This window comes from Citrobacter sp. wls710 (assembly GCF_005281115.1).
GTDB lineage: Bacteria > Pseudomonadota > Gammaproteobacteria > Enterobacterales > Enterobacteriaceae > Citrobacter > Citrobacter werkmanii.
On the sequence record NZ_SZXD01000029.1, the window covers coordinates 62,487 to 83,792 of the forward strand.

Annotated in this window: 20 protein-coding genes and 2 pseudogenes; 15 read left to right on the forward strand and 7 right to left on the reverse strand. The window is 54.1% G+C overall.

The window, feature by feature from the left end:
• The first annotated feature begins 16 nt into the window (after positions 1–16).
• From FDX14_RS12085 to FDX14_RS12155, 15 genes and pseudogenes are all read left to right on the forward strand, one after another.
• Positions 17–259 carry a DNA breaking-rejoining protein gene (locus tag FDX14_RS12085; RefSeq protein WP_252182529.1) on the forward strand — a complete coding sequence of 81 codons (243 nt, stop codon included), beginning with the start codon at positions 17–19 and terminating at the stop codon, positions 257–259.
• 3 nt (positions 260–262) lie between these two features.
• Entirely contained in the window at positions 263–847 is a 585-nt protein-coding gene (locus FDX14_RS12090) for a phage tail protein (protein ID WP_121528910.1), read from the forward strand.
• The gene (locus FDX14_RS12095) at positions 844–1,245 is read left to right on the forward strand and encodes a phage minor tail U family protein (protein WP_121528911.1); all 402 of its coding nucleotides are present in this window, start codon (positions 844–846) and stop codon (positions 1,243–1,245) included. Before FDX14_RS12090 ends, FDX14_RS12095 begins: the two co-directional genes overlap by 4 nt.
• A 10-nt stretch (positions 1,246–1,255) precedes the next feature.
• The gene (locus FDX14_RS12100; RefSeq protein WP_121528912.1) at positions 1,256–1,999 is read left to right on the forward strand and encodes an Ig-like domain-containing protein; all 744 of its coding nucleotides are present in this window, start codon (positions 1,256–1,258) and stop codon (positions 1,997–1,999) included.
• 45 nt (positions 2,000–2,044) lie between these two features.
• Entirely contained in the window at positions 2,045–2,449 is a 405-nt protein-coding gene (gpG, locus tag FDX14_RS12105; RefSeq protein ID WP_121528913.1) for a phage tail assembly chaperone G, read from the forward strand.
• Positions 2,450–2,466: 17 nt separating this feature from the next.
• Positions 2,467–2,784, forward strand: a complete 318-nt coding sequence (locus FDX14_RS12110) for a phage tail assembly protein T (protein ID WP_121528914.1) — start codon at positions 2,467–2,469, stop codon at positions 2,782–2,784.
• Positions 2,756–5,908 carry a phage tail tape measure protein gene (locus tag FDX14_RS12115; protein ID WP_121528915.1) on the forward strand — a complete coding sequence of 1,051 codons (3,153 nt, stop codon included), beginning with the start codon at positions 2,756–2,758 and terminating at the stop codon, positions 5,906–5,908. Before FDX14_RS12110 ends, FDX14_RS12115 begins: the two co-directional genes overlap by 29 nt.
• Positions 5,909–5,917: 9 nt before the next feature.
• Complete coding sequence (locus FDX14_RS12120; RefSeq protein ID WP_121528916.1) at positions 5,918–6,247, forward strand: phage tail protein; 330 nt, start codon at positions 5,918–5,920, stop codon at positions 6,245–6,247.
• 9 nt (positions 6,248–6,256) lie between these two features.
• Positions 6,257–6,952 (forward strand): phage minor tail protein L, encoded by a 696-nt coding sequence (locus tag FDX14_RS12125; protein ID WP_121528917.1) that lies wholly within the window; start codon positions 6,257–6,259, stop codon positions 6,950–6,952.
• Positions 6,953–6,963: 11 nt separating this feature from the next.
• A complete protein-coding gene (locus FDX14_RS12130) occupies positions 6,964–7,698 on the forward strand; it encodes a C40 family peptidase (RefSeq protein WP_121528918.1) in 735 nt (244 codons plus the stop codon).
• Entirely contained in the window at positions 7,596–8,273 is a 678-nt protein-coding gene (locus tag FDX14_RS12135) for a tail assembly protein (protein WP_121528919.1), read from the forward strand. The genes FDX14_RS12130 and FDX14_RS12135 overlap by 103 nt, the downstream gene beginning before the upstream one ends.
• A gap of 71 nt (positions 8,274–8,344) precedes the next feature.
• A pseudogene (gpJ, locus tag FDX14_RS12140) lies at positions 8,345–11,729 on the forward strand (phage attachment tail tip protein J).
• A gap of 41 nt (positions 11,730–11,770) precedes the next feature.
• Complete coding sequence (locus tag FDX14_RS25625; RefSeq protein WP_161959059.1) at positions 11,771–13,657, forward strand: prophage tail fiber N-terminal domain-containing protein; 1,887 nt, start codon at positions 11,771–11,773, stop codon at positions 13,655–13,657.
• A gap of 11 nt (positions 13,658–13,668) precedes the next feature.
• Entirely contained in the window at positions 13,669–14,253 is a 585-nt protein-coding gene (locus FDX14_RS12150; protein ID WP_121528921.1) for a DUF4376 domain-containing protein, read from the forward strand.
• Between the two features lie 228 nt (positions 14,254–14,481).
• Positions 14,482–15,252 carry an LEM-3-like GIY-YIG domain-containing protein gene (locus tag FDX14_RS12155; RefSeq protein ID WP_121528922.1) on the forward strand — a complete coding sequence of 257 codons (771 nt, stop codon included), beginning with the start codon at positions 14,482–14,484 and terminating at the stop codon, positions 15,250–15,252.
• A gap of 265 nt (positions 15,253–15,517) precedes the next feature.
• Here the strand turns inward: FDX14_RS12155 and FDX14_RS12160 are convergent.
• From FDX14_RS12160 to rluE, 7 genes and pseudogenes are all read right to left on the reverse strand, one after another.
• A pseudogene (locus FDX14_RS12160) lies at positions 15,518–15,756 on the reverse strand (DinI-like family protein).
• A gap of 57 nt (positions 15,757–15,813) precedes the next feature.
• A complete protein-coding gene (gene aac(6')-If, locus FDX14_RS12165) occupies positions 15,814–16,263 on the reverse strand; it encodes an aminoglycoside N-acetyltransferase AAC(6')-If (RefSeq protein ID WP_202614065.1) in 450 nt (149 codons plus the stop codon).
• 589 nt (positions 16,264–16,852) lie between these two features.
• Positions 16,853–18,223 carry an adenylosuccinate lyase gene (gene purB, locus FDX14_RS12170; protein WP_016153410.1) on the reverse strand — a complete coding sequence of 457 codons (1,371 nt, stop codon included), beginning with the start codon at positions 18,221–18,223 and terminating at the stop codon, positions 16,853–16,855.
• Between the two features lie 3 nt (positions 18,224–18,226).
• Positions 18,227–18,868, reverse strand: coding sequence for a high frequency lysogenization protein HflD (gene hflD, locus FDX14_RS12175; protein WP_042309320.1), 642 nt, complete (start codon positions 18,866–18,868; stop codon positions 18,227–18,229).
• 34 nt (positions 18,869–18,902) lie between these two features.
• Positions 18,903–20,009: a tRNA 2-thiouridine(34) synthase MnmA gene (gene mnmA, locus FDX14_RS12180; RefSeq protein WP_061381741.1), complete on the reverse strand. Its 1,107-nt coding sequence runs from the start codon at positions 20,007–20,009 to the stop codon at positions 18,903–18,905.
• Positions 20,010–20,062: 53 nt separating this feature from the next.
• Positions 20,063–20,524 carry an NUDIX hydrolase gene (locus FDX14_RS12185; protein ID WP_042308976.1) on the reverse strand — a complete coding sequence of 154 codons (462 nt, stop codon included), beginning with the start codon at positions 20,522–20,524 and terminating at the stop codon, positions 20,063–20,065.
• 9 nt (positions 20,525–20,533) lie between these two features.
• The gene (gene rluE / locus FDX14_RS12190; RefSeq protein WP_137349607.1) at positions 20,534–21,157 is read right to left on the reverse strand and encodes a 23S rRNA pseudouridine(2457) synthase RluE; all 624 of its coding nucleotides are present in this window, start codon (positions 21,155–21,157) and stop codon (positions 20,534–20,536) included.
• Positions 21,158–21,306: the final 149 nt, after the last annotated feature.

Genomic DNA, 21,306 nt, shown 5'->3' on the forward strand with positions numbered 1-21,306 from the left:
TCGCCTGAGCACCAGGATGGACGAGGTGACGGCTGTCCGCTTCGGGCGGCCTGTCCTGATTGACGGGGCGGAGTATGTCGCTGCGGAGGCCACATTTACGGCTGAACTGGGTGCACTTTCCGGGGAGGGGACACACCTGATTGTGTTCAGCCCGCAGTACAGGCCCGCCAGAAAGCAGGCCGTGCTCTGGCAGGGGCAGGATTTCACCGTCACCCGCTGGCAGCGTGTCAACGGAAAGTACCAGATTTCACTGGAGTGAATCATGTCTCTGAAGGGTCTGGAGAATGCCATTCGTAACCTGAACAGTCTGGACCTGCGAATGGTGCCGCAGGCCTGCGCCTGGGCAGTCAACCGCGTGGCGGCCTCGGCAGTGTCCGCCGCCACGCACCGTGTCGCAAAAGAGGTCGTTGCAGGTGATAACCAGAAGAAAGGGATCCCTTTCCGGCTGGTGAAACAGCGCGTCAGGCTCATGAAAGCGAGCGCAACGGGAAAAAACTATGCCCGTATCCGCGTTAATCGCGGCAACCTGCCTGCCATCAAACTTGGTAGTGCACAGGTCAGGCTGTCCCGGCGCGGCGGGAAACTCCTGCGTCGTGGCAGCGTGCTGAAAATCGGCCCGTATCTGTTCCGGGATGCCTTTATTCAGCAACTGGCGAACGGTCGCTGGCATGTCATGCGACGCGTGAACGGCAAAAACCGCTACCCGATCGATGTTGTCAAAATCCCGTTGGTTGCCCCGCTGACGCAGGCGTTTGAAACGGAGAAAAAACGCATGCTGGAGCAGGATATGCCTAAACAACTGGCGTATGCGCTGAAACAACAACTGAGGCTGTATCTGACCCGATGAACAAACACACCCGGATTCGTCACGCCGTGCTGGTGAAACTTGAATCCCTGTCCGGATCGTCTGCCATGCTGCACGACGGTTTGCCGGTCTTTATTGAAGCCGAAGAGCTTCCCGTGCTGGCTGTCTGGCTGACTGATGCGCAGTTCGCCGGGCAGATGCTTGATGAAAACGACTGGCAGGCCGTTCTCCATGTGGCGGTATTTCTGAAAGCGCAGGCACCGGATGCGGAGCTTGATATGTGGATGGAAGAGAAAATATTCCCCGCGCTGGAAGAGGTCAGCGGCCTGGAAAACCTTATCAATACGATGACGCCGCTGGGTTATGACTACCAGCGGGACAGTGAAATGGCAACGTGGGGTATGGCGGAAATCACGTACCGGATCACCTATACCCACTGAGGAACCTGATATGAAAGTACCCAATCCACTGGCAAAAACCAAAGGCGCCGGAACCACGTTCTGGCTGTATACCGGACGCGGAGACGCGTTTCACAATCCGCTTGCCGATGATGACTGGCTGCGCCTGGCGGGTATTAAAGATCTGCAGCCGGGTGAAATGACTGCCGATGCGGAAGATGACGATTATCTTGATGATGAAGATGCTGACTGGAAAAGTACCACGCAGGGGCAGAAAAGTGTCGGTGACACCACGGCCACGCTGGCCTGGAAACCCGGCGAAACCGGACAGAAGACGCTGGTGGATCTGTTTGACTCTGGCGAGGTCCGTGCCTTTCGCATCAAATACCCCAACGGCACCGTCGATATCTTTCGTGGCTGGCTGAGTTCGCTCGGTAAAACCATTACCGCCAAAGAGGTGATGACGCGCACCGTGAAAATCAGTGGCGTAGGGCGTCCCTTCCTGGCTGAAGAAGACGCGCCGTCCGTGGTCAGTGTCTCCGGGGTGACCGTTGAGCCGTTAAATGCGTCGGTCGCGGTCGGGGCCACCACCACGCTGACTTTTACCCTCAAACCGGATGATGCCACGGACAAATCCCTGCGTATCGCATCATCCGATACCACGCTTGCCACCGTCACGCAAAAGGACAATGTGGCCACCGTGAAAGGGGTGAAAGCGGGCAGCGTGACTGTCGTCGGTATCACCACGGACGGCAGCCTGGTCGCTGTGGCCCCGGTCACGGTCACTGCCCCTTAATTTTCTTATTCCTGCCCCGGCTCCGGGGCTTTGCGGGAAAAAATCATGTTTCTGAAAACCGATACCTTTACATACGGTGGTCATTCCGCCGTGCTCAGTGAACTGTCTGCCCTGCAGCGGGTGGATTACCTGATGTTTATCCAGAGCCGCACCGCGGAATATGACGCCCTGCCGGAGGCGCTGACGGAGCAGGAGTGGCAGGCCGCGTTTATGCAGATGGGTGTAGATATCAATGCCTGGCTGGTGTCCCGCTCGCTGTGCGAAAGCAAGAAGGAAGACGACGCCCGTCATTTATATGATGCGGTCCGTGCGCAGTGGTCTTTTGACGCTCTGGGACTGGCAGCGGATAAGGTCCTGATGCTCAGCGGCATGGTGGTCCCTGTTGCGGATGATGCCAGTGAGGATGCCGACACGTCTGAGCAGGACGCGCTGACACCGGAAAAGCCCTGACCCGGGAACTGGCGTTTGTGATGCAACTGGCGCGGGAGTTCCGCCGTCCGGACTGGCGGCGGATGCTGTCAGAAATGAGTGCGTCAGAACTGGGGGAGTGGGCGGAGCATTTTTCCCTGAAAAGTTTCAGTGATGCCCTGCTCGATGCGGAGTTTGCGACGCTGAAAGCGCTGGTGACCGGGCTGGTGACAGGGGTCGCGCAGGATGCGGACGATTTTCGTCTGTTAAGTGCCGCTGAACCGGTCCCCGAAAAAACTGATGATGAACTGATGCGCCTGGGTGAGGGTATAACCGGAGGTGTCCGTTATGGACCAGATAGCGAACCTGGTCATTGATTTAAGTGTCGATGCCGCAGACTTTAAAAATGAAGTGCCCCGTGTGAAAAAACTGCTGGATGAGGTCTCGGGGAAAACCGACATCGTCACACAGCGGCAAAAAAATCTTATTGAAGCGCTTAAAAGCCAGGGCCGGGCCTATGTGGACGGGAGTATTGCCGCGTCTGATGCCGGCACGCGGCAGAAACAGGCGATGGTCATGGCGGCGCAGGGATATGACCAGGTGGCAAAACGTGTCGACATGACGCAGCGGCATATTGCGGCTCTGAGCCAGAGAATGCAGGAGGAGCGGGCGCAGGCCACAGCGGTAGCTGCAGCCCAGGATCAGGCGAGCGCGGCTTTTTACCGTCAGATTGACAGCGTTAAATCGCTGGAGAATGGCCTGCAACAGCTGCAGCGTATCCAGACACAAATCCGCCAGGCGAGAAACAGCGGCAGTATTGCACAGCAGGATTATCTGGCGCTGACTTCAGAGGTGGCAGCGAAAACCCGCACGCTGACCGATGCGGAGGCCGCCGCTACTAAACAAAAAGCCCGGTTTATTCAGCAACTCAAAGAGCAGGCGACCCGGCAGCAACTCTCTGCCACTGAGCTGTTACGGGTGAAAGCTGCCCAGCTTGGTGTCAGCAGTGCGGCAGATGTGTACATCAAAAAAATGGAAAAGGCGGGCACGGCGACCCGTTCACTGGGTCTGAAAAGTGCCGGTACGCGTCGGGAACTGGGCGTGCTGTTTGGCGAACTTCTGCGTGGTGATATCGGGGCGCTGCGGGGTAGTGGCGTGACGCTTGCTAACCGTGCGGGATGGCTGGACACGCTGATGTCGCCGAAGGGACTGGCAGTGGGCGGCACCATCACGGCGATTGCCGCTGCCGTCTGGGGCCTGGGGAAAGCCTGGTATACGGGAACGAAGGAAGGGGAAGAGTTCAATAAACAGCTTATCCTGACCGGGAATTATGCCGGAAAAACTGCCGGACAGCTTCAGGCGATGGCCCGCAGTATTGCCGGGAACGGGGTCACGCAGCACGACGCCGCCGGGGTGCTTGCGCAGGTGGTGGGGAGTGGAGTATTTAGTGGCGCTGACCTTTCCCGGGTGGCGAATGCTGCAGCCCGTCTGAAACAGGCGACCGGGCAGGACATCAGTGAAACCATCAGCCAGTTTAAAAAACTGAAAGAGGATCCGGTGAATGCCGTGGCGGCGCTGAACGACTCCCTGCATTTTCTGACCGCCACGCAGTACCAGCAGATTTCTGCCGCGCAGGCGGCGGGGGATTCGCAGCGGGCCGCCGCGCTGGCCATGCAGGCATACTCTGACACAGTCATGCAGCGGGCTGCTGCCGTACAGGATAATCTCGGTTCGCTGGAAAAAGCCTGGAACTGGGTAAAAAACGCTGCATCCGGCGCGTGGGATGCCATGCTGGGCGTCGGACGTAATCCTGATGCCGCCATGAAACGCCAGGATACCTTTGCACAGTGGCAGGCCGCAGAAAAAGAATATCAGGCACTGTCGCGTAATCTCAAAGTGGATCCGGATTATAACGGCAGCATTCCCCTGCAGAAGGCGGATGCTGAACGCCTGAGAAATGCCCGTCAGAGCCTCGCCCTGAAAAAAGCGGCTTATGATGAGGCCGATAAAGCGTATGCGCAGGAAGGACTTACTGCGGCACGAGAAAAACAGCGCACGGAGCAGCAGGCGCAGGCTATCCGTAATCAGCAGGAGTTTAACCAGCTGGTCAAAAGCGGCGCGACGCAGACGGAAAAACGTGTGCAGGCTGAACAGTCGCTGAACCGGCTGATTGCGAAAAACCGACAGGATGCAAAAGACGGGATCGCCTCGCTATGGACAGATAAAGAGATAGCGACCGCCCGCGCGGGAATTGAAAAAGCCTTTAAAGAGCCGAAAACGACTAAAACCGCCGCCACACGTAATGATGAGGCCAGTCGTTTACTGCTGCAGTACAGCCAGCAGCAGGCGCAGGTGGAAGGACAGATTGCGCAGGCAAAACAGAGCGCCGGACTCGCCACCGATAAAATGACGGACGCGTACCAGAGTTTGCTGGCGCTACAGCAGCGTATCAGCGACCTGTCCGGTAAAAAGCTGACGGCGGATGAAAAGAGTGTCCTGGCCCACAAGGATGAACTGGTTCAGGCGCTGACGCTGCTCGATGTAAAACAGCAAGAGCTTCGGCGTCAGAGTGCGCTCAATGACCTGAAGAAAAAGGCGGTTCAGCTGGCAAGTCAGCTAAAACTGGAAGAAAAGTCGCAGCGCCAGCAGCACGATCTCGAACTGGCCACTGCCGGCATGGGGGATGTGCAGAAACAGCGTTATCAGGAACAACTCACACTCCGCCAGAAGTTTGCACAGCAAATGGAACAACTCGAACGGGACAGCCGGCAAAAAGGAACATACGGTTCGACAGAGTACAGCGAGGCAGAGCAAAAACTTCGTGACAGCCTGAACGTGCAGCTGAATGAAAACCGCCGTTACTGGCAGCAGTTATCCGTTGAACAGAGGAACTGGAAGAACGGGGCCGCCCGGGCCTTTCAGAATTACACAGCGGATGCAGGCAGTGCGGCGGGTGCGGCCGAACAGATGTTTTCGTCTGCCTTCAGCAGTATGGGGAACGGCCTGGCGACATTTGTCACCACCGGCAAACTGAACTTCAAATCTTTCACCGCCTCTCTTCTCTCTGACCTGGCAAAAATCATGGCGCAGATGGCGATGATGCAGGTTGTGAAAGGCGTGGGAAATGCACTGGGGTTTGGGGTAACGGCAAACGCTGACGGAGGGGTTTACCAGTCTGCCAGTCTGAGCCGGTACAGCGGCAGTGTGGTGGACAGGCCAACATACTTTGCGTTTGCAAAAGGGGCTGGCGTGATGGGCGAAGCCGGACCGGAGGCGATTCTGCCGTTACGTCGGGGCGCTGATGGCAAGTTAGGTGTGGTTGCCGCTGGCGCGGGAGGGATGGCGATGTTTGCGCCGCAGTATCACATCGAAATTATCAATCAGGATGGCAGCAACGGACAGATTGGCCCCGGGGCGCTGAAAGCGGTTTATGACGTGGGACGAAAAGCCGCTGCAGATTTTTTCGCGCAGCAATCCCGCGACGGCGGCAGATTAAGCTGAGGACTAAGCATGGAAACCTTTCACTGGAAAATTCGTCCGGATATGACGATGCAGGCCGAACCGCAGGTCATTACTGTGAAGATGGGTGATGGCTATGAGCAACGTCGCCCCGCAGGCCTGAACAGCAATCTGGCGAAATATAATGTGACGATCAAAGTGCGCAAAGGGGAGCATCAGCGACTGGAGGCTTTCCTTTCCCGGCATGGCGGCGTGAAATCGTTTCTGTGGACGCCGCCATATACCTGGACACAAATCCGGGTGGTGTGCCGGAAATGGTCGGTCAGTGTCGGGGCTATGTGGGTTACTTACACCACCACGTTTGAGCAGGTTGTCATTTAGGAGGGGTATATGCAGGGTATTCCACAGGATACGCTGAATGAAACCACGAAAACCGAGCAGTCGGCCCGCATTGATTTGTGGGAAATCGACCTGACGGCCTTTGGTGGCCAGCGTTACTATTTTTCAAATGAAGCGAACGAGAAGGGCGAGCCGGTCACCTGGCAGGGCCGGAAGTACGACGTTTACCCGATACAGGGAACCGGATTCGACCTGGTAGGGAAAGGAACTTCCGCCCGCCCGACGCTGGCAGTGTCGAACCTGTTTGGCATGGTTACGGGACTTGCGGCAGATATGCAGAGCCTCGTCGGTGCCACGGTGGTAAGGCATGTCGTATACGCCCGTTTTCTCGATGCGGTGAACTTTACAGGCGGCAACCCGGAGGCCGATCCGGAACAGGAAGTGGTCAGCCGCTGGTTGATTGAACAACTGTCGGAGCTGAAAGCCACCACGGCGACCTTCGTGCTGGCCACACCGACCGAAACGGACGGCAGCGTGTTTCCAGCGCGGATCATGCTGGCTGATGTCTGCAACTGGACCTACCGTTCGCAGGAGTGTGGTTATACCGGGCCATCAGTGGCGGATGAATTTGACAAGCCCACGGCAGACCCGGCAAAAGATGCCTGCAGCAAATGCCGTACCGGGTGCGAACTGCGTAATAACCTGCCGCGCATCGGCTGCTTCCTCTCCATTAACCGTCTTTCCTGATGGATATACCCATGAAAAAAACACTCCTGGCGCATGCCGCTGCGTGTGCGCCGGCTGAATCATGCGGCTGGGTGGTGAACACGCCAGCCGGGGAGCGGTATTTTCCCTGCCAGAATCTTTCCGCTGAACCAACCCTGTATTTTCGCATGGATCCGGCAGATTACCTTCAGGCGCAGGCGGCAGGTGATGTGGTGGCCCTGGTACACAGCCATCCCGATGGCCTGCCGTTTCTCAGCGATGTTGATCGCCGCCTGCAGGTGCAAAGTGGCCTGCCGTGGTGGCTGGTCTGCGATAACCGGATATACAAATTTCGCTGCGTGCCATTCCTCACCGGGCGGGCTTTTGAGCATGGCGTGACGGACTGTTACACCCTGTTCCGCGATGCGTACCATCTGGCGGGGATTGAGATGCCGGATTTTGCGCGGGGGGAGGACTGGTGGAAGCAGGGAGATAATCTCTATCTGGATAATCTGGAGGCGACCGGTTTTTACCGCGTGAATGCCGCAGAGGCACAGCCCGGAGACATTCTGATTTGTTGTTTTGGTTCATCGGTTGCCAACCATGCCGCGATTTACTGCGGCGACGGCGAACTGTTACACCATATTCCTGACCAGCTAAGTAAACGCGAGAGGTATACCGACAAATGGCAACGCCGCACACACTCAATCTGGCGACACCGGGCATGGCACGAGTCTGCCTTCACGGGGATTTACAACGATTTGGCCGCCGCTTCAGCCTCAGTATAAAAACGGGGGCTGAGGCCATTTACGCGCTGGCCATGCAGTTACCGGGTTTCCGGCAGAAAATGAATGATGGCTGGTATCAGATACGCATCGCCGGTCAGGATGTGGATGAAGGCAGTCTGTCAGCCCGTCTGCATGAGCCGCTGCCGGACGGGGCCATTATTCATATTGTGCCGCGTATAGCAGGGGCTGGAAAAGGTGGTCTGTTCCAGGTGGTGCTGGGTGCCGTGGCAATCGGCGCATCCTTTTTAACTGGCGGGGCAACTCTTGCTCTTTGGGGTAGCGCATTATCTGCCGGTGCTATTTCGGCATCCTCGGTCCTGTTTTCTATGGGGGTAGCCATGATGCTGGGCGGTGTGGCGCAGATGCTGACACCCCAGGCAAAAATACCCTCCTCCCGGCAGACCGATAACGGCAAACAGAACACCTGGTTTTCGTCACTGGACAACATGGTGGCGCAGGGTAATGCCCTGCCGGTGTTATACGGTGAAATGCTGGTCGGCTCCCGCACGATCTCCCAGGAAATCAGCACCCGGGATGAAGGTGGCGGGGGACAGGTGGTGATCATCGGTCGCTGACTTACTACAGCATATTTGTATTTACACAGAACCGCCTCCGGGCGGTTCTGTCGTTTCAGAGGGAACAGATTATGGGTAAGGGTGGTGGCAGCAGTAAAACGCCGCATGAGGCTCCTGACGATCTGAAATCCAGTCAGATGCTGACCGTTGTTGATGCCATCTGCGAGGGGCCGATAGAAGGCCCGGTGGACGGGCTGAAGAGTGTCAGAATTAACAAAACGCCGGTCCTCGACAGCGACGGTAACGCGATGGTTCACGGCGTCACCGTGGTTTACCGCGTGGGGGAGGATGAGCAGACCGCGATGGAGGGGTTCGAAGACTCTGGCGCTGAAACTCTGCTGGGTGTGGAGGTGAAGAAGTCAGAGCCGGTGACCCGCACCATTACCACTAAAACGCTGGACCGTCTGCGTTTTACCTTTGGTGTGCAGTCGCTGGTCAGCACCAGTACCAAAGGCGACCGCAACCCGACCAGCGTACAGATGCTGATCCAGTTTCGCCGGGATGGCCAGTGGCAGGTGGAGCGGGATATCACCATTACGGGGAAAACGACCACGCAGTTTCTGGCATCCGTGGTGATTGATGATTTACCGCCCCGACCGTTTGAAGTCCGCATGCTGCGTCTCACTGATGACAGTACGACAGACCTGCTGCAGAACAAAACGGTATGGTCGGGTTATACCGAAATCATCGATGTGAAACAACGTTACCCGAATACCGCTGTTATCGGCGTAAAAGTGGACGCGGAGCAGTTTGGCAGCCAGCAGGTCACGCGAAACTATCACCTGCGCGGGCGTATTGTGCCGGTGCCGTCGAATTACGATCCGTTAAAACGGACTTATACGGGAATATGGGACGGGACGTTTAAACCCGCCTGGACAGATAATCCAGCCTGGTGTGTGCTGGATATGCTGACTCACCCGCGCTATGGCATGGGAAGCCGCATTGGTGTTGCCGATGTGGACAAGTGGGCGCTGTATGCCATTGCACAGTACTGCGATCAGTCTGTTCCTGATGGTTTTGGCGGGACGGAGCCGCGTATCACCTGCAATGCGTATCTGACGGACCAGCGTAAAGCGTGGGACGTGCTGGGGGACTTCTGTTCCCTGATGCGCTGTATGCCGGTCTGGAACGGCAGCACCCTGACGTTTGTGCAGGACCGGCCCGCCGATAAAGTCTGGACCTATACGCAGAGTAATGTGGTGATGCCCGCTGACGGTGCGCCGTTCATCTACAGCTTCAGCGCACTGAAAGAGCGACACAATGCCGCCGAGGTCCGTTACACCGACCCGAACAACGGCTGGGAAACGTCCACCGAGCTGGTGGAAAACGACGCCGCCATCCGGCGCTACGGTCGCAATGTTCTGAAGATGGATGCGTTCGCCTGTACCAGCCGTGGGCAGGCGCACCGCGCAGGACTGTGGGCCATCACCACCGAATTGCTGGAAACGCAGACGGTGGATTTTTCCGTGGGGGCCGAAGGGCTGCGCCACGTTCCCGGCGATATTATCGAGGTCTGCGACAGTGATTATGCTGGCGTGACCGTGGGCGGACGCATCCTGTCGGTCGACAGCCTGACGCGCACGCTCACGCTGGACCGTGAGGTGGAGATACCGGCAGGCGGCAATGTGGTGCTGAACCTGGTGGGCAGCAATGGCCAGCCTGTTACCGTCGCGGTCACCGCGCACCCCGCCCCGGACCGCGTGACCGTCAGCCAGTTACCCGCTGGCGTGGCGGAGTACAGCGTGTGGGGGCTGAAACTGCCGGACCTGCGCCAGCGGCTGTTTCGCTGCGTGGCCATACGGGAAAACGATGACGGCACGTATGCCATCACCGCCGTGCAGCATGTTCCGGAGAAAGAGATCACCGTGGACAACGGGGCGACGTTTGATCCGTTACCGGACACCGGTATCACGAACACGCCGCCTGCCGTGCAGCACCTGACCACAGAGATTCTGGCAGAGGAGGGACAGTATCAGGCGCGGGCGCGATGGGATACCCCGCGTGTGGTTAAGGGGGTTAACTTCTCCCTGCGCCTGACGGTGAAAGCGGAAGATAACAGCGACCGGCTGGCCAGTAGCCTGACCCTGACAAAAACGGAGCATACTTTCCGTAACCTGACGCCGGGGCGCTACACCCTGACGGTGCGGGCGGTGAACAGCCAGGGCCAGCAGGGCGATCCGGCCAGCACGGATTTCAGCATCGCCGCACCGGCAGAACCTTCTTATGTTGAGCTGACTCCCGGCTATTTTCAGATAACCGCCACCCCGCGCCAGGCGGTATATGACCCCACGGTGCAGTATGAATTCTGGTTTACGGATAAGCAGATTGCCGATATCCGCCAGGTGGAAACCGGTGCGTGTTATCTCGGCACCGCGCTGTACTGGATTGCAGCAAACGCGAATATCAAACCCGGCAAGGATTATTACTTCTATATCCGGGCCGTGAACCAGGTCGGGAAATCGGCGTTCGTGGAGGCTAAAGGACAGGCCAGCAACGATGCGGCGGGTTACCTGGATTTCTTCAAAGGGGAAATCACCGAAAGCCACCTGGGGAAAGAACTGCTGGAGAAGGTGGAACTGACGGAAGACAACGCCAGCCGGCTGGATGAGTTTTCGAAAGAGTGGCAGGACGCGAACGGCAAATGGAACGCCATGTGGGGCGTGAAGATAGAGCAGACCGAAGACGGCAGGCACTATGTGGCTGGTCTGGGCCTGAGCATGGAGGACACGGAAGATGGAAAGGTGAGCCAGTTTCTGGTGGCGGCTGACCGTATCGCGTTTATCAACCCGGCAAACGGCAATGAGACCCCGATGTTTGTGGCTCAGGGTAATCAGATATTTATGAACGAGGTGTTCCTCAAATATCTGACAGCGCCGAGCATCACCAGCGGCGGGAATGACGCCTGACGGCAGGCTTACTGCCCGTAATGCGGATATCAACGGCCATATCAGTGCGAATTCTGGTGCTCTCAACAATGTGATGATTGAGGAAAACTGCACCATAAAGGGGACACTCCGGGCCGAGCGTATCCTGGGAGATATTGTTAAGGCAGCGGGCAGGGAGTTTCCTTACTTCATAACCAGTAACGGTGAAAAACGGTACGCCAACGGGACACTGACAGTCGTGATTGAAGATGACCAGTCTTTTGACCGACAGGTTTCCATTCCTGCGATTACTTTTCAGGGTGCAGCGTATGACAGCCAGACCAGTAATGACGTATGGGATGACTGTACGCTGACTGTCAGGAAAAACGGGGTGGAGATATACAAGCAGACAAGCAGAGGTGTACCGGCCGTTTTTACGCGAACACTTGATATGCCTGCCGGGAGCGGACGGATGACGCTGAGTTTCAGCGTCAGTACACACGGTAACAGCAGCGGCTATCCATTTTCCCGAATCAGTGACCTGCTGGTTATTGTGACGAAAAAGTCATCAGCCGGGATAACAATCAGTTAATAACAGAAACCGCCTCCGGGCGGTTTTTTTATGGAGGTATTATGCCGGTACTCATATCAGGCATTCTCAAAGATGGCGCGGGAAAACCTGTACAGGACTGCACTATTCAGCTGAGTGCCAGGAAAACCAGCCCGACCGTTGTGGTTGAGGTGACGTCATCCTCTGTTACGGATGCGAATGGCCACTACAGCATTGAGGCTGAACCAGGTTATTACAGTGTGTCACTGCTGCGGGAAGGTTTTCCTCCCTCAGTGGCCGGCGATATTTATGTGGCCCCGACCGATGAGCCGGATACCCTGAATGCGTTCCTCGATGCGCCGAAGGATGCGGATCTTCGTCCGGAGGTGATGAAACGCTTTGAGGAAATGGTAAACCGCGTTGTGGATTTGAGCGGTGCAACAGAGAAGGATCGGGAACGCGCCGAACAGGCCGCACAGTCAGCAGAGCAGAGTAAAGACGCGACGGCGTTGTCTGCAACGGCTGCGGCAGAGTCACAGCGCCTGGCAGCGCTCTCTGCCGATGCGGCTGATGTGTCTTCCCAATCTGCCACAGATTCTGCCCGGCAGACAGCACAGGACGTTCTGGCCAGCGGTGCAGATGCGGACAGTGCGGCAAAGTCTGCACAGACAGCGACGGAACAGGCCGGAGTGGCAAAAACTTCCGCTGATACGGCACAGAAAGCGCAGCAGGAGGCAGGTACTTCGGCACAGTCTGCAGCCGGAAGTGCCGAAAGTGCCGCCTCTTCAGCACAAACAGCGGGTGAGCATGCCGGTAATGCAGCCGCATCTGAAACCTCAGCGCGTGAAAGCGCCCTCATTGCTACACAGGCTGCAGAACAGGGTAATAACAGCGCAGCAGCTGCAGCACTAAGTGAACAGCATGCCAGGGAATCCAGCGACAAGGCCGCTAAATCAGAGATTGCGGCATCAGCCAGTGCAGAATCGGCATCTTCAAGTGGAGCGTCAGCCCTGCAGTCAGCCAAAACGGCTGAGAACCATAAAAATGAAGCCGCTGAGAGCGCCACCAGCGCAGAACAGGCCAGAGATGAGGCCCTGACGCTGCGCGATGAAGCTCAGGAAAATGCCCTGAATGCCCGGAACAGCGCACAGGCTGCTGCTGCCAGTGAGAAAGAAAGTGGACAGGCAAGGGATGAAGCACAGCTTCTTGCAGAACAGGCCAGAAGTGCAGCCTCAAAAGCCGCCGCTGATACCATTAAAGAGATACAGGAAAGTGAAGATCTCAGTGGTCCGCCAGGTCCGCAGGGGCCAGCCGGTGCAAAAGGTGCAAAAGGTGAAAAGGGTGACAAGGGAGACACCGGGTTAACGGGGGCAACAGGACCAATTGGCCCTGCTGGTCCGCAGGGACCGGCAGGTGCAAAAGGTGAAAAGGGTGACAAAGGAGATACCGGGTTAACTGGTGCCAGAGGGGCTACTGGAGCAACTGGCCCAGCAGGTCCGCAGGGACCGGCAGGCGCAAAAGGGGATAAGGGAGATAAAGGGGATACCGGGTTAACTGGACCGCAAGGACCACAGGGGCCTGCAGGCGCTAAGGGTGCAACAGGAGCTACTGGACCACAAGGACCGGCAGGCGCAAAAGGAGCAACAGGTGCTACGGGACCGCAAGGGCCGCAGGGACCAGCAGGTGCACCAGCGGGTGCTCTTCATGCTGTAGGTACGTTTGCGCTGGCATTGATGGAACCATCCAGAAGTCCTTTGAATCCCGGTGTAAATTTTGCAGGGAGTAGCTTACGGGCGTGTGGAATTCTAGCTAACAGCAATCGTGAAGCATCATTTTGTATCTGGGGTCCTAACCAGACATACACTTTGCCGGGTACATGGCGTTCGTGTGGGGTTATAACCACTTCATCGGATGGTATATCTGGGTATAATTTTCAATATTATGCTGGTCTTTTTCAGCGAATTTCATAGCAGGAGATTGTATGAATATTGAGGACATTCAGGCTCCTGAGTGGGCGAATAAAGAACATACAGCGATTAACTGCAGGGTTAAATTTGCAGAGTTTGATGAGTTTCTGCCTTTCACTGCATGTCAGAATGATTTTGAGGAGCATGGACGCCGTATCTACAGCGAGCTTGAATCAGGAAAGTATGGACCTGTAGCCCCTTTTATTATGACTGACAAGATGGTGGAGGATTTACGAAATCAGAAACTGACTGAAATCAGCAACTGGCGGGACGTTCAGGAAAACGCCAACATTATTTTTGAACTGGACAATCGCCGGTGGGATGGAGGCAAAGCATCGCAGGAGCGTCTTGCGCCCGTGGTTATGGCTGGCAGTACAGGAAAGTTACCGGAAGGATTCTTCTGGACGGATGCGGATAACCACGATGTTCCTGTGAATTTTGAGTTCCTGCAACAGCTGGAGGCAGCGATGGTGCAGGCAAGGGTAATGTACGGCTTCAGAGTTCACGAGCGGCAGAGGCAGATGAAATCGGAGGTAGCGTTACTTACAGATGTTAATGCCATTGCTGAATATCCAGTTGGCTGGAGTGAGTGGAAGTAATGTGCTGGTTCACCTTTCTAAACGCCTAAATTGTATTAAATCAGACCTGACCTGAACAGCTATGGCACAGACCTAAACCTAATGTGACAGGCAGGTCTGTGCCATAAGCGGACGTTGCTTTTTCTTCGGTATATCAATTATAGGGGAGATTAATTGGTACTATTAGTTGTTAATCGACATTGCTATATTTAGCTTATGCCTCATGAATCAAGTACTAGGAGTTATGGCATGGATATCAAGGAGTTTCCTCCGGGAGTAATGGAACATCTTGGCTGGTATGTATACCGATTAATTGATCCAAGGGATGGAAGTACCTTTTACGTAGGGAAAGGGAAAGGGAATCGAGTATTTGCTCATATGCGCGGTGAAGTCGCTGCGGTTGATGATGAATTGCTCAGTAATAAACTCAAGCAACTTCGAGAGATAAGGTTGGCTGGTCTTGAGGTCATCCATGTAATCCACCGGCACGGTATGGCCGATGAAAAGACCGCGTACGAGGTTGAAGCTGCACTTATCGACGCCTACCCCGGTTTAACTAACATTATGAGCGGTGCTGGCAGTAATGAATATGGTCCAGCACACATCAAAGAATTAATCGCAACATACCAGCCCGAAACAGTCGTGTTCCAACATAAAGTCCTGATGATTTCCGTGAATAGAAGTTCAAAGGATGTAGACCTCTATGATGCCGTACGATTTAGCTGGCGTGTGCGTGTTGAGCGTGCTCGTAAGGCTGAATTTATACTGGCTACAGTGAGGGGAATCGTCAGAGGGGTTTATATAGCTGATGAGTGGCTTGAATCTACCCGTGAGAATTTCCCCGAGATGCCTTCATGGGATGCAGATGATGAGTTTGAATCTACTCAAAAATCCCGCTTTGGATTCAGGGGAAGACTTGCCCCTCCTGATATAGCAAAAATTTACCTTGGTAAAAAGATTCCGGACGTTCTAAGAAAGAAAGGTGCCATGTCTCCTGTGAAATATTCTCCAGATTTTTGATGTCTAAATAGTGAAAGGCCACTGTTTCTGTTAGTACTTTTTTGGGAAAAAGTGGCAACGTCTTATTTCGCTCAAAGCAGACTGTCAGATTTGATTGTGTGCTGCCAGTGAAAACCGTCAGATCAACTCTGAGCTAATACATCTAAATGCTTATAACCGCTAACCTCTTAATACAAACCATCTATGAAATATCCAACCTGATTTGAAGTCTTGGTAGCGGAGTTACTTGTTTTTCTCAAAGCCCACGTACGTGGGCAATAGTGCTTCAGTCCTGAACTAGCCACATATCAGCCTCTTCAAACATATCCTCCAGCATACGGTTCAGCTTTCCTGGTCGCATTTGCTGACATCGCTATTCAAACCGTTAGTCTGCATTAGTTTAACCTTAGCGTCTGCATCATGGAGAATCTGGCACACTCGCTTCGTTAGTTCGGGCAAAATAAGTTGTCTGGCACCAACTCAACCTTCAACATGTCCGTTATCGTAAACCAGTTCAATGAACATAACCCCTCTCATTGATACTATTTAAGTACAGGCCTTCCTCTTTTGTGGTGGCGACTTTTAACCAGCTATTCTTTTTCTGAAAAATACCACACGTTCGGTTTCTTCAAAGCCTAAAGCCTGATGCATTTGATAGGATATATGGTTATCTAAAGACGCATCGCTTGCCATCTCGGTGCAACCTTTCGCCACTCCCCAATCCTGTACGGCTGCAACCAGTAGTTTGGCAACGCCATGGCTTCTCTGCTCAGGAATAACAAAAATCCCTTCAAGATAAACCACCGGACTGCTTTCACAACCATTCACATAATCATGGCGAACCGCGGCATCGGCAAACGCTATTGCCTGACTCTGGTTATTTATTGCCAGGAATGAAACATATTTATCGGGACAAGATAAAATGTGTTGGCCATCCAGAATATGATCTTCATAGCTATGGTCTGGCCATAGCTGACTTCGAAGTCCAACCCACATGCTCAAAGAAGCTTCATCCATTAGTCGAATTTGCAAGGTACACTCCCATCAGCCATAACGAAGTTCGAAACAAAATCATGCCTGTAACCACTATTTAGTCTCAAAAAAGCACTCTCATCAATCTTTATATTTTAAGCTGGTATTTTCTTAACCTGTTTTCCTCCCGGTGGGATTCTACAAGACTCCTGATGCAGGATATTTTTCAGCCTCTGCAAGGACAGTCAGTGGAAGTGTGATGTTACACTACGAGAGGCTGATCATGGCGTACTGAAAAGGTTTCCACTATGCTCGGGGAAGCCCCTTAAATAGGGGCAAATTTGGGGGCGAAAATCAGTTTGGGGCATGATTTGGGGCGATGAAATGGCTTACATTGCCCGTAATTGTCCAAGACTGTTTTTTATTAACTGATTGATTTTATGATAATTAACTGTATTTACTGAATTTACAAAATCAATTTTATAGTCTAACGCTGATTATGTGGCTGTGGGGATAAACATTTAATAAACCGGGGGAAGGGAGGCTATCACTGGCGAAAAAAGCCGGAAGGCGCTGACGCTTATCCGGCTAGCATACGACATAAACTGGTGGCCGGAACAGGCGCAATTGCTCTCCGGCGCAATACAGATTACTTCAGTTCATCAACCATAGTGACGGCGCGACCAATGTAATTGGCTGGCGTCATTGCTTTCAGGCGAGTTTTTTCGTCTTCCGGCAGGGCCAGACCGTCGATAAACTGCTTCATACCTTCAGCGTCAACGCGTTTGCCGCGGGTCAGTTCTTTCAGCTTCTCGTAAGGCTTTTCAATACCATAGCGACGCATCACGGTCTGGATCGGCTCGGCCAGAACTTCCCAGTTATGGTCCAGTTCATCCAGCAGATGATCGCGGTTCACTTCCAGTTTGCTCACGCCCTTCAGTGTGGATTGATACGCGATCAGTGCATAGCCAATACCGACGCCCAGGTTGCGCAGAACGGTTGAGTCCGTCAGGTCTCGCTGCCAGCGGGAAACCGGCAGTTTGCTCGCCAGATGTTGCAGTACCGCGTTAGACAGACCCAGGTTGCCTTCGGAGTTTTCGAAATCGATTGGGTTAACCTTGTGCGGCATGGTGGAGGAACCGATTTCGCCAGCGATAGTTTTCTGTTTGAAATGGTTCAGCGCCACGTAACCCCAGACATCGCGGTCAAAGTCGATCAGGATAGTGTTGAAACGTGCGATGCAATCAAACAGCTCGGCAATGTAGTCGTGCGGTTCAATCTGCGTGGTGTACGGGTTCCACTGGATGCCCAGCGACGTAACAAACTCTTCGCTGAACTGATGCCAGTCTACTTCCGGGTAAGCGGCGATGTGGGCGTTATAGTTACCCACGGCACCGTTGATTTTACCGAGAATTTCGACCTGGTTAAGCTGGCGGTACTGGCGCTCCATACGGTAAGCCACGTTAGCCATTTCTTTGCCCAGCGTAGACGGGGTGGCAGGTTGACCGTGGGTACGGGAGAGCAGAGGGATATCGCGATACTGTACGGACAGATCTTTCACTGCGTCGATAAGCTTACGCCAGTATGGCAGGACTACTTCGTCGCGAGCGGTTTTCAACATCAGCGCGTGAGACAGGTTGTTGATGTCTTCTGACGTACACGCGAAGTGGATAAACTCGGAAACGGCATGCAGTTCCGGGATATCAGCCACTTTTTCTTTCAGGAAATACTCAACTGCCTTCACATCATGGTTAGTCGTACGCTCAATGGTTTTGATACGCGCGGCATCTTCTTCATTGAAGTTAGCGACGATCGCATCAAGGAAACCGATTGCGTCGGCAGCAAAAGCAGGAACTTCCTTGATCGCTGCGTGCGCGGCCAGTTTTTGCAGCCAGCGTACTTCAACCTGTACACGGAATTTCAGCAAACCGTATTCACTGAAAATCCCGCGCAGCGCGCTGACTTTATCGCCGTAGCGTCCATCGACAGGGGAAACGGCGGTCAGTGAGGATAATTCCATAGATCACAACTCCGGGGTTAAATGAGCAAGAATTTGTTTTGCCTGAGTCGTCAGGCGATTACGAGAAAACATGAGTTGCAGACGGCCTCCACCAACCTGATGCCAGAGCACTGCTGCACGAATGCCAGCCAATAGCGAAGCGCGTACTTTAGCCTGAACCTGTGGGCTCTGGAGGATAGCAGGGGAACCCGTGACCTGAATACGCGGGCCGAGTGGGCTGATGACGTCAACATAAATGCCAGCCATCGCGCTCAGCAACGTTTCTGACTGCAAATCAAAATGGTCCAACTGGCGCTGTAAGCCGTTGATACGGTCTCCCAGCGTGTCCATAGCGCCTTTGGCCGCTGACAGCTTACGCTCCAGTACCATCAGGCTTAACGTGTAGCGGGTGAGTTCCGCGTTCAGCCCCTGACGACTGCTGGCGTTGAGCACGCCGAGCAACGTTTCAAGGCCAAGTCGCAGGTTCGCCTCACTCCCGCCAAAGACTCCAAGCGTCGAGCTGGGGTTCATGTCGATGATACTGTTAAGTGAAACGTGTAACGCATCGGCATCACAATGCCCCTGGTGCGCCAGTTCTTGCACCAGGCGTGCCGACTGGCATATACCTGCCAGGGCGAGGGTGATGTCATAATAATTCTTTGCCACGTTCACTGCTTCCTTGTATCAAATGTGTAAATAATTAGACCGGCAAAGGCAGGCGTTGTTCGATAATTCCGCCGCCGAGGCAGATTTCGCCATTGTAAAAGACAGCCGACTGACCCGGCGTTACCGCCGCAACCGGTTCGTCGAAAATGACTTCAATACGTTCAGCATCCAGCGCTTTAACGGTGCATGGAATGTCGGTCTGACGGTAGCGGGTTTTCACCGTGCAGCGCATTGTGCCGGTGAACGGTTCGCGATCGACCCAATGCAGCTGTTGTGCCACCAGGCCAACGGACATCAGGCGTGGGTGTTCGTGACCCTGAGCGACAACCAGAATGTTGTTCTCAACGTCTTTATCCACCACATACCATGGATCTTCCGTCCCTTCTTTCGTACCGCCAATGCCCAGACCTTTACGCTGGCCCAGAGTGTGGTACATCAGTCCCTGGTGCTGGCCAATCTCTTCGCCGTCAACGGTGATGATTTTGCCAGGCTGAGCGGGCAGGTAGCGACCAAGAAATTCGCGGAACTTACGTTCGCCGATGAAGCAGATACCCGTGGAATCTTTTTTCTTGGCGGTAATCAGACCGAGATCTTCGGCAATTTTACGCACCTGTGGTTTTTCCAGTTCGCCGACCGGGAACAGACTTTGCGCGATTTGCTCATGGCCGAGCGTATAGAGGAAATAGCTCTGGTCTTTATTGCCATCAAGCCCTCGCAGCAGGCGGCTTTTGCCGTCGACATCAGCGCGGCGCACGTAGTGACCGGTGGCGATGTAATCGGCACCTAAATCTTCAGCGGCAAATTCGAGGAAGGCTTTAAATTTTATCTCTTTATTGCACAGAATATCCGGGTTCGGCGTACGACCCGCTTTGTACTCTTCAAGAAACAGCTCAAAGACGTTGTCCCAGTATTCTGCAGCAAAGTTAACGGTATGCAGTTCAATGCCAAGTTTGTCACAGACAGCCTGTGCATCCGCAAGGTCGGCAGCCGCTGTGCAATATTCCTCGCCATCGTCCTCTTCCCAATTCTTCATGAACAGGCCTTCTACCTGATAGCCCTGTTGTTGCAACAGCCAGGCAGAAACGGAGGAATCGACACCGCCGGACATGCCGACGATCACTTTTTTTGGGCTTTCAGACATAGGAATACTCACGACATTGAACTTCAAGGCGGCATATTCTAGCACGCAGCCCTTTACTTGACACCCTCTGTAAACGGCCAGTTAAATTCACCGATCATTGCCAGCGGATAGCGCTGCCCGCTCTGATAACAGAGAATGCTCTCGGCAACCAGCGGTGAGCGCAGGTTTGGCGCTGAGAGAATCTCTTCTGCGCTGACCCAGCGACAGCAATCAATATCACTGTCATGGGGTTCAGTAGCGCACATATTGGCAAGTTCGATAGAAAACAGAAAACGTAAAAAAGGCGTTCTGTCCGGCGCAATCCATTGGTGCATCCGAATGAAGTGCTGCGGCTGTGCGTTGATGCCTGTCTCTTCCCATAGCTCACGAGCGGCGGCCTGTACCAGGGTTTCGTCTGCTTCCAGGTGCCCGGCAGGTTGATTCCACAAGGCTTTGCCGTTTATGGTTTCCTCAACGACTAAAAATTTATCTTCTGCATGCACAATGCAGGCGACCGTAACGTGTGGTTTGAACATACCGATTCCTTATACAGTTGCATCCCGCCATTCGCCGTTAGCGAGATTATCCAGCGTGTAATTACCCATGGCATAGCGGATGAGGCGTAGCGTAGGAAACCCAACATGTGCTGTCATACGCCGTACCTGACGGTTGCGGCCTTCATATAAGGTGACTTTTAACCAACTGGTGGGAATATTCTTCCGTTCACGAATGGGCGGGGTTCTCGGCCACAGCCAGGCGGGTTCTTCTACCACTTCAATGCCTGCAGGCAGCGTGGGGCCATCGTTAAGCGTTACGCCAGTGCGCAGGGCTTCCAGCGCTTCGGGCGTAGGTTCTCCCTCAACCTGAACATAATAAATTTTCCCCGTGCGCTTGCCGGGCTGCGTTAACCGCGCCTGTAATGCGCCATCATTGGTCAGCACTAAAAGCCCTTCACTGTCCCGATCCAAACGACCCGCAGCATACACGCCTGGCACAGGAATAAAATCTTTTAACGTTTTGCGTCCCGCTTCGTCAGTAAATTGTGGCAAAACATCGTAGGGTTTATTGAACAAAACCACGCGTTTTGGCTGGTTTTCTTTACGCTGCTTAGTGACTTGTCGTGAGCTGAATCGCTTAACTTGGTGATTTCTAAAAGAAGTTTTTTGCATGGTATTTTCAGATTATGTCAATTGCCGCATTATAGCCTAAGAACGAGTGTCTTTCATGGCGACGAACAATAGGGTAGTATTGACACGCTCATTACAAATCATTAACAAAAAATTGCTCTAACGCAGTCGTGCAGCAGGACGCCAATGCA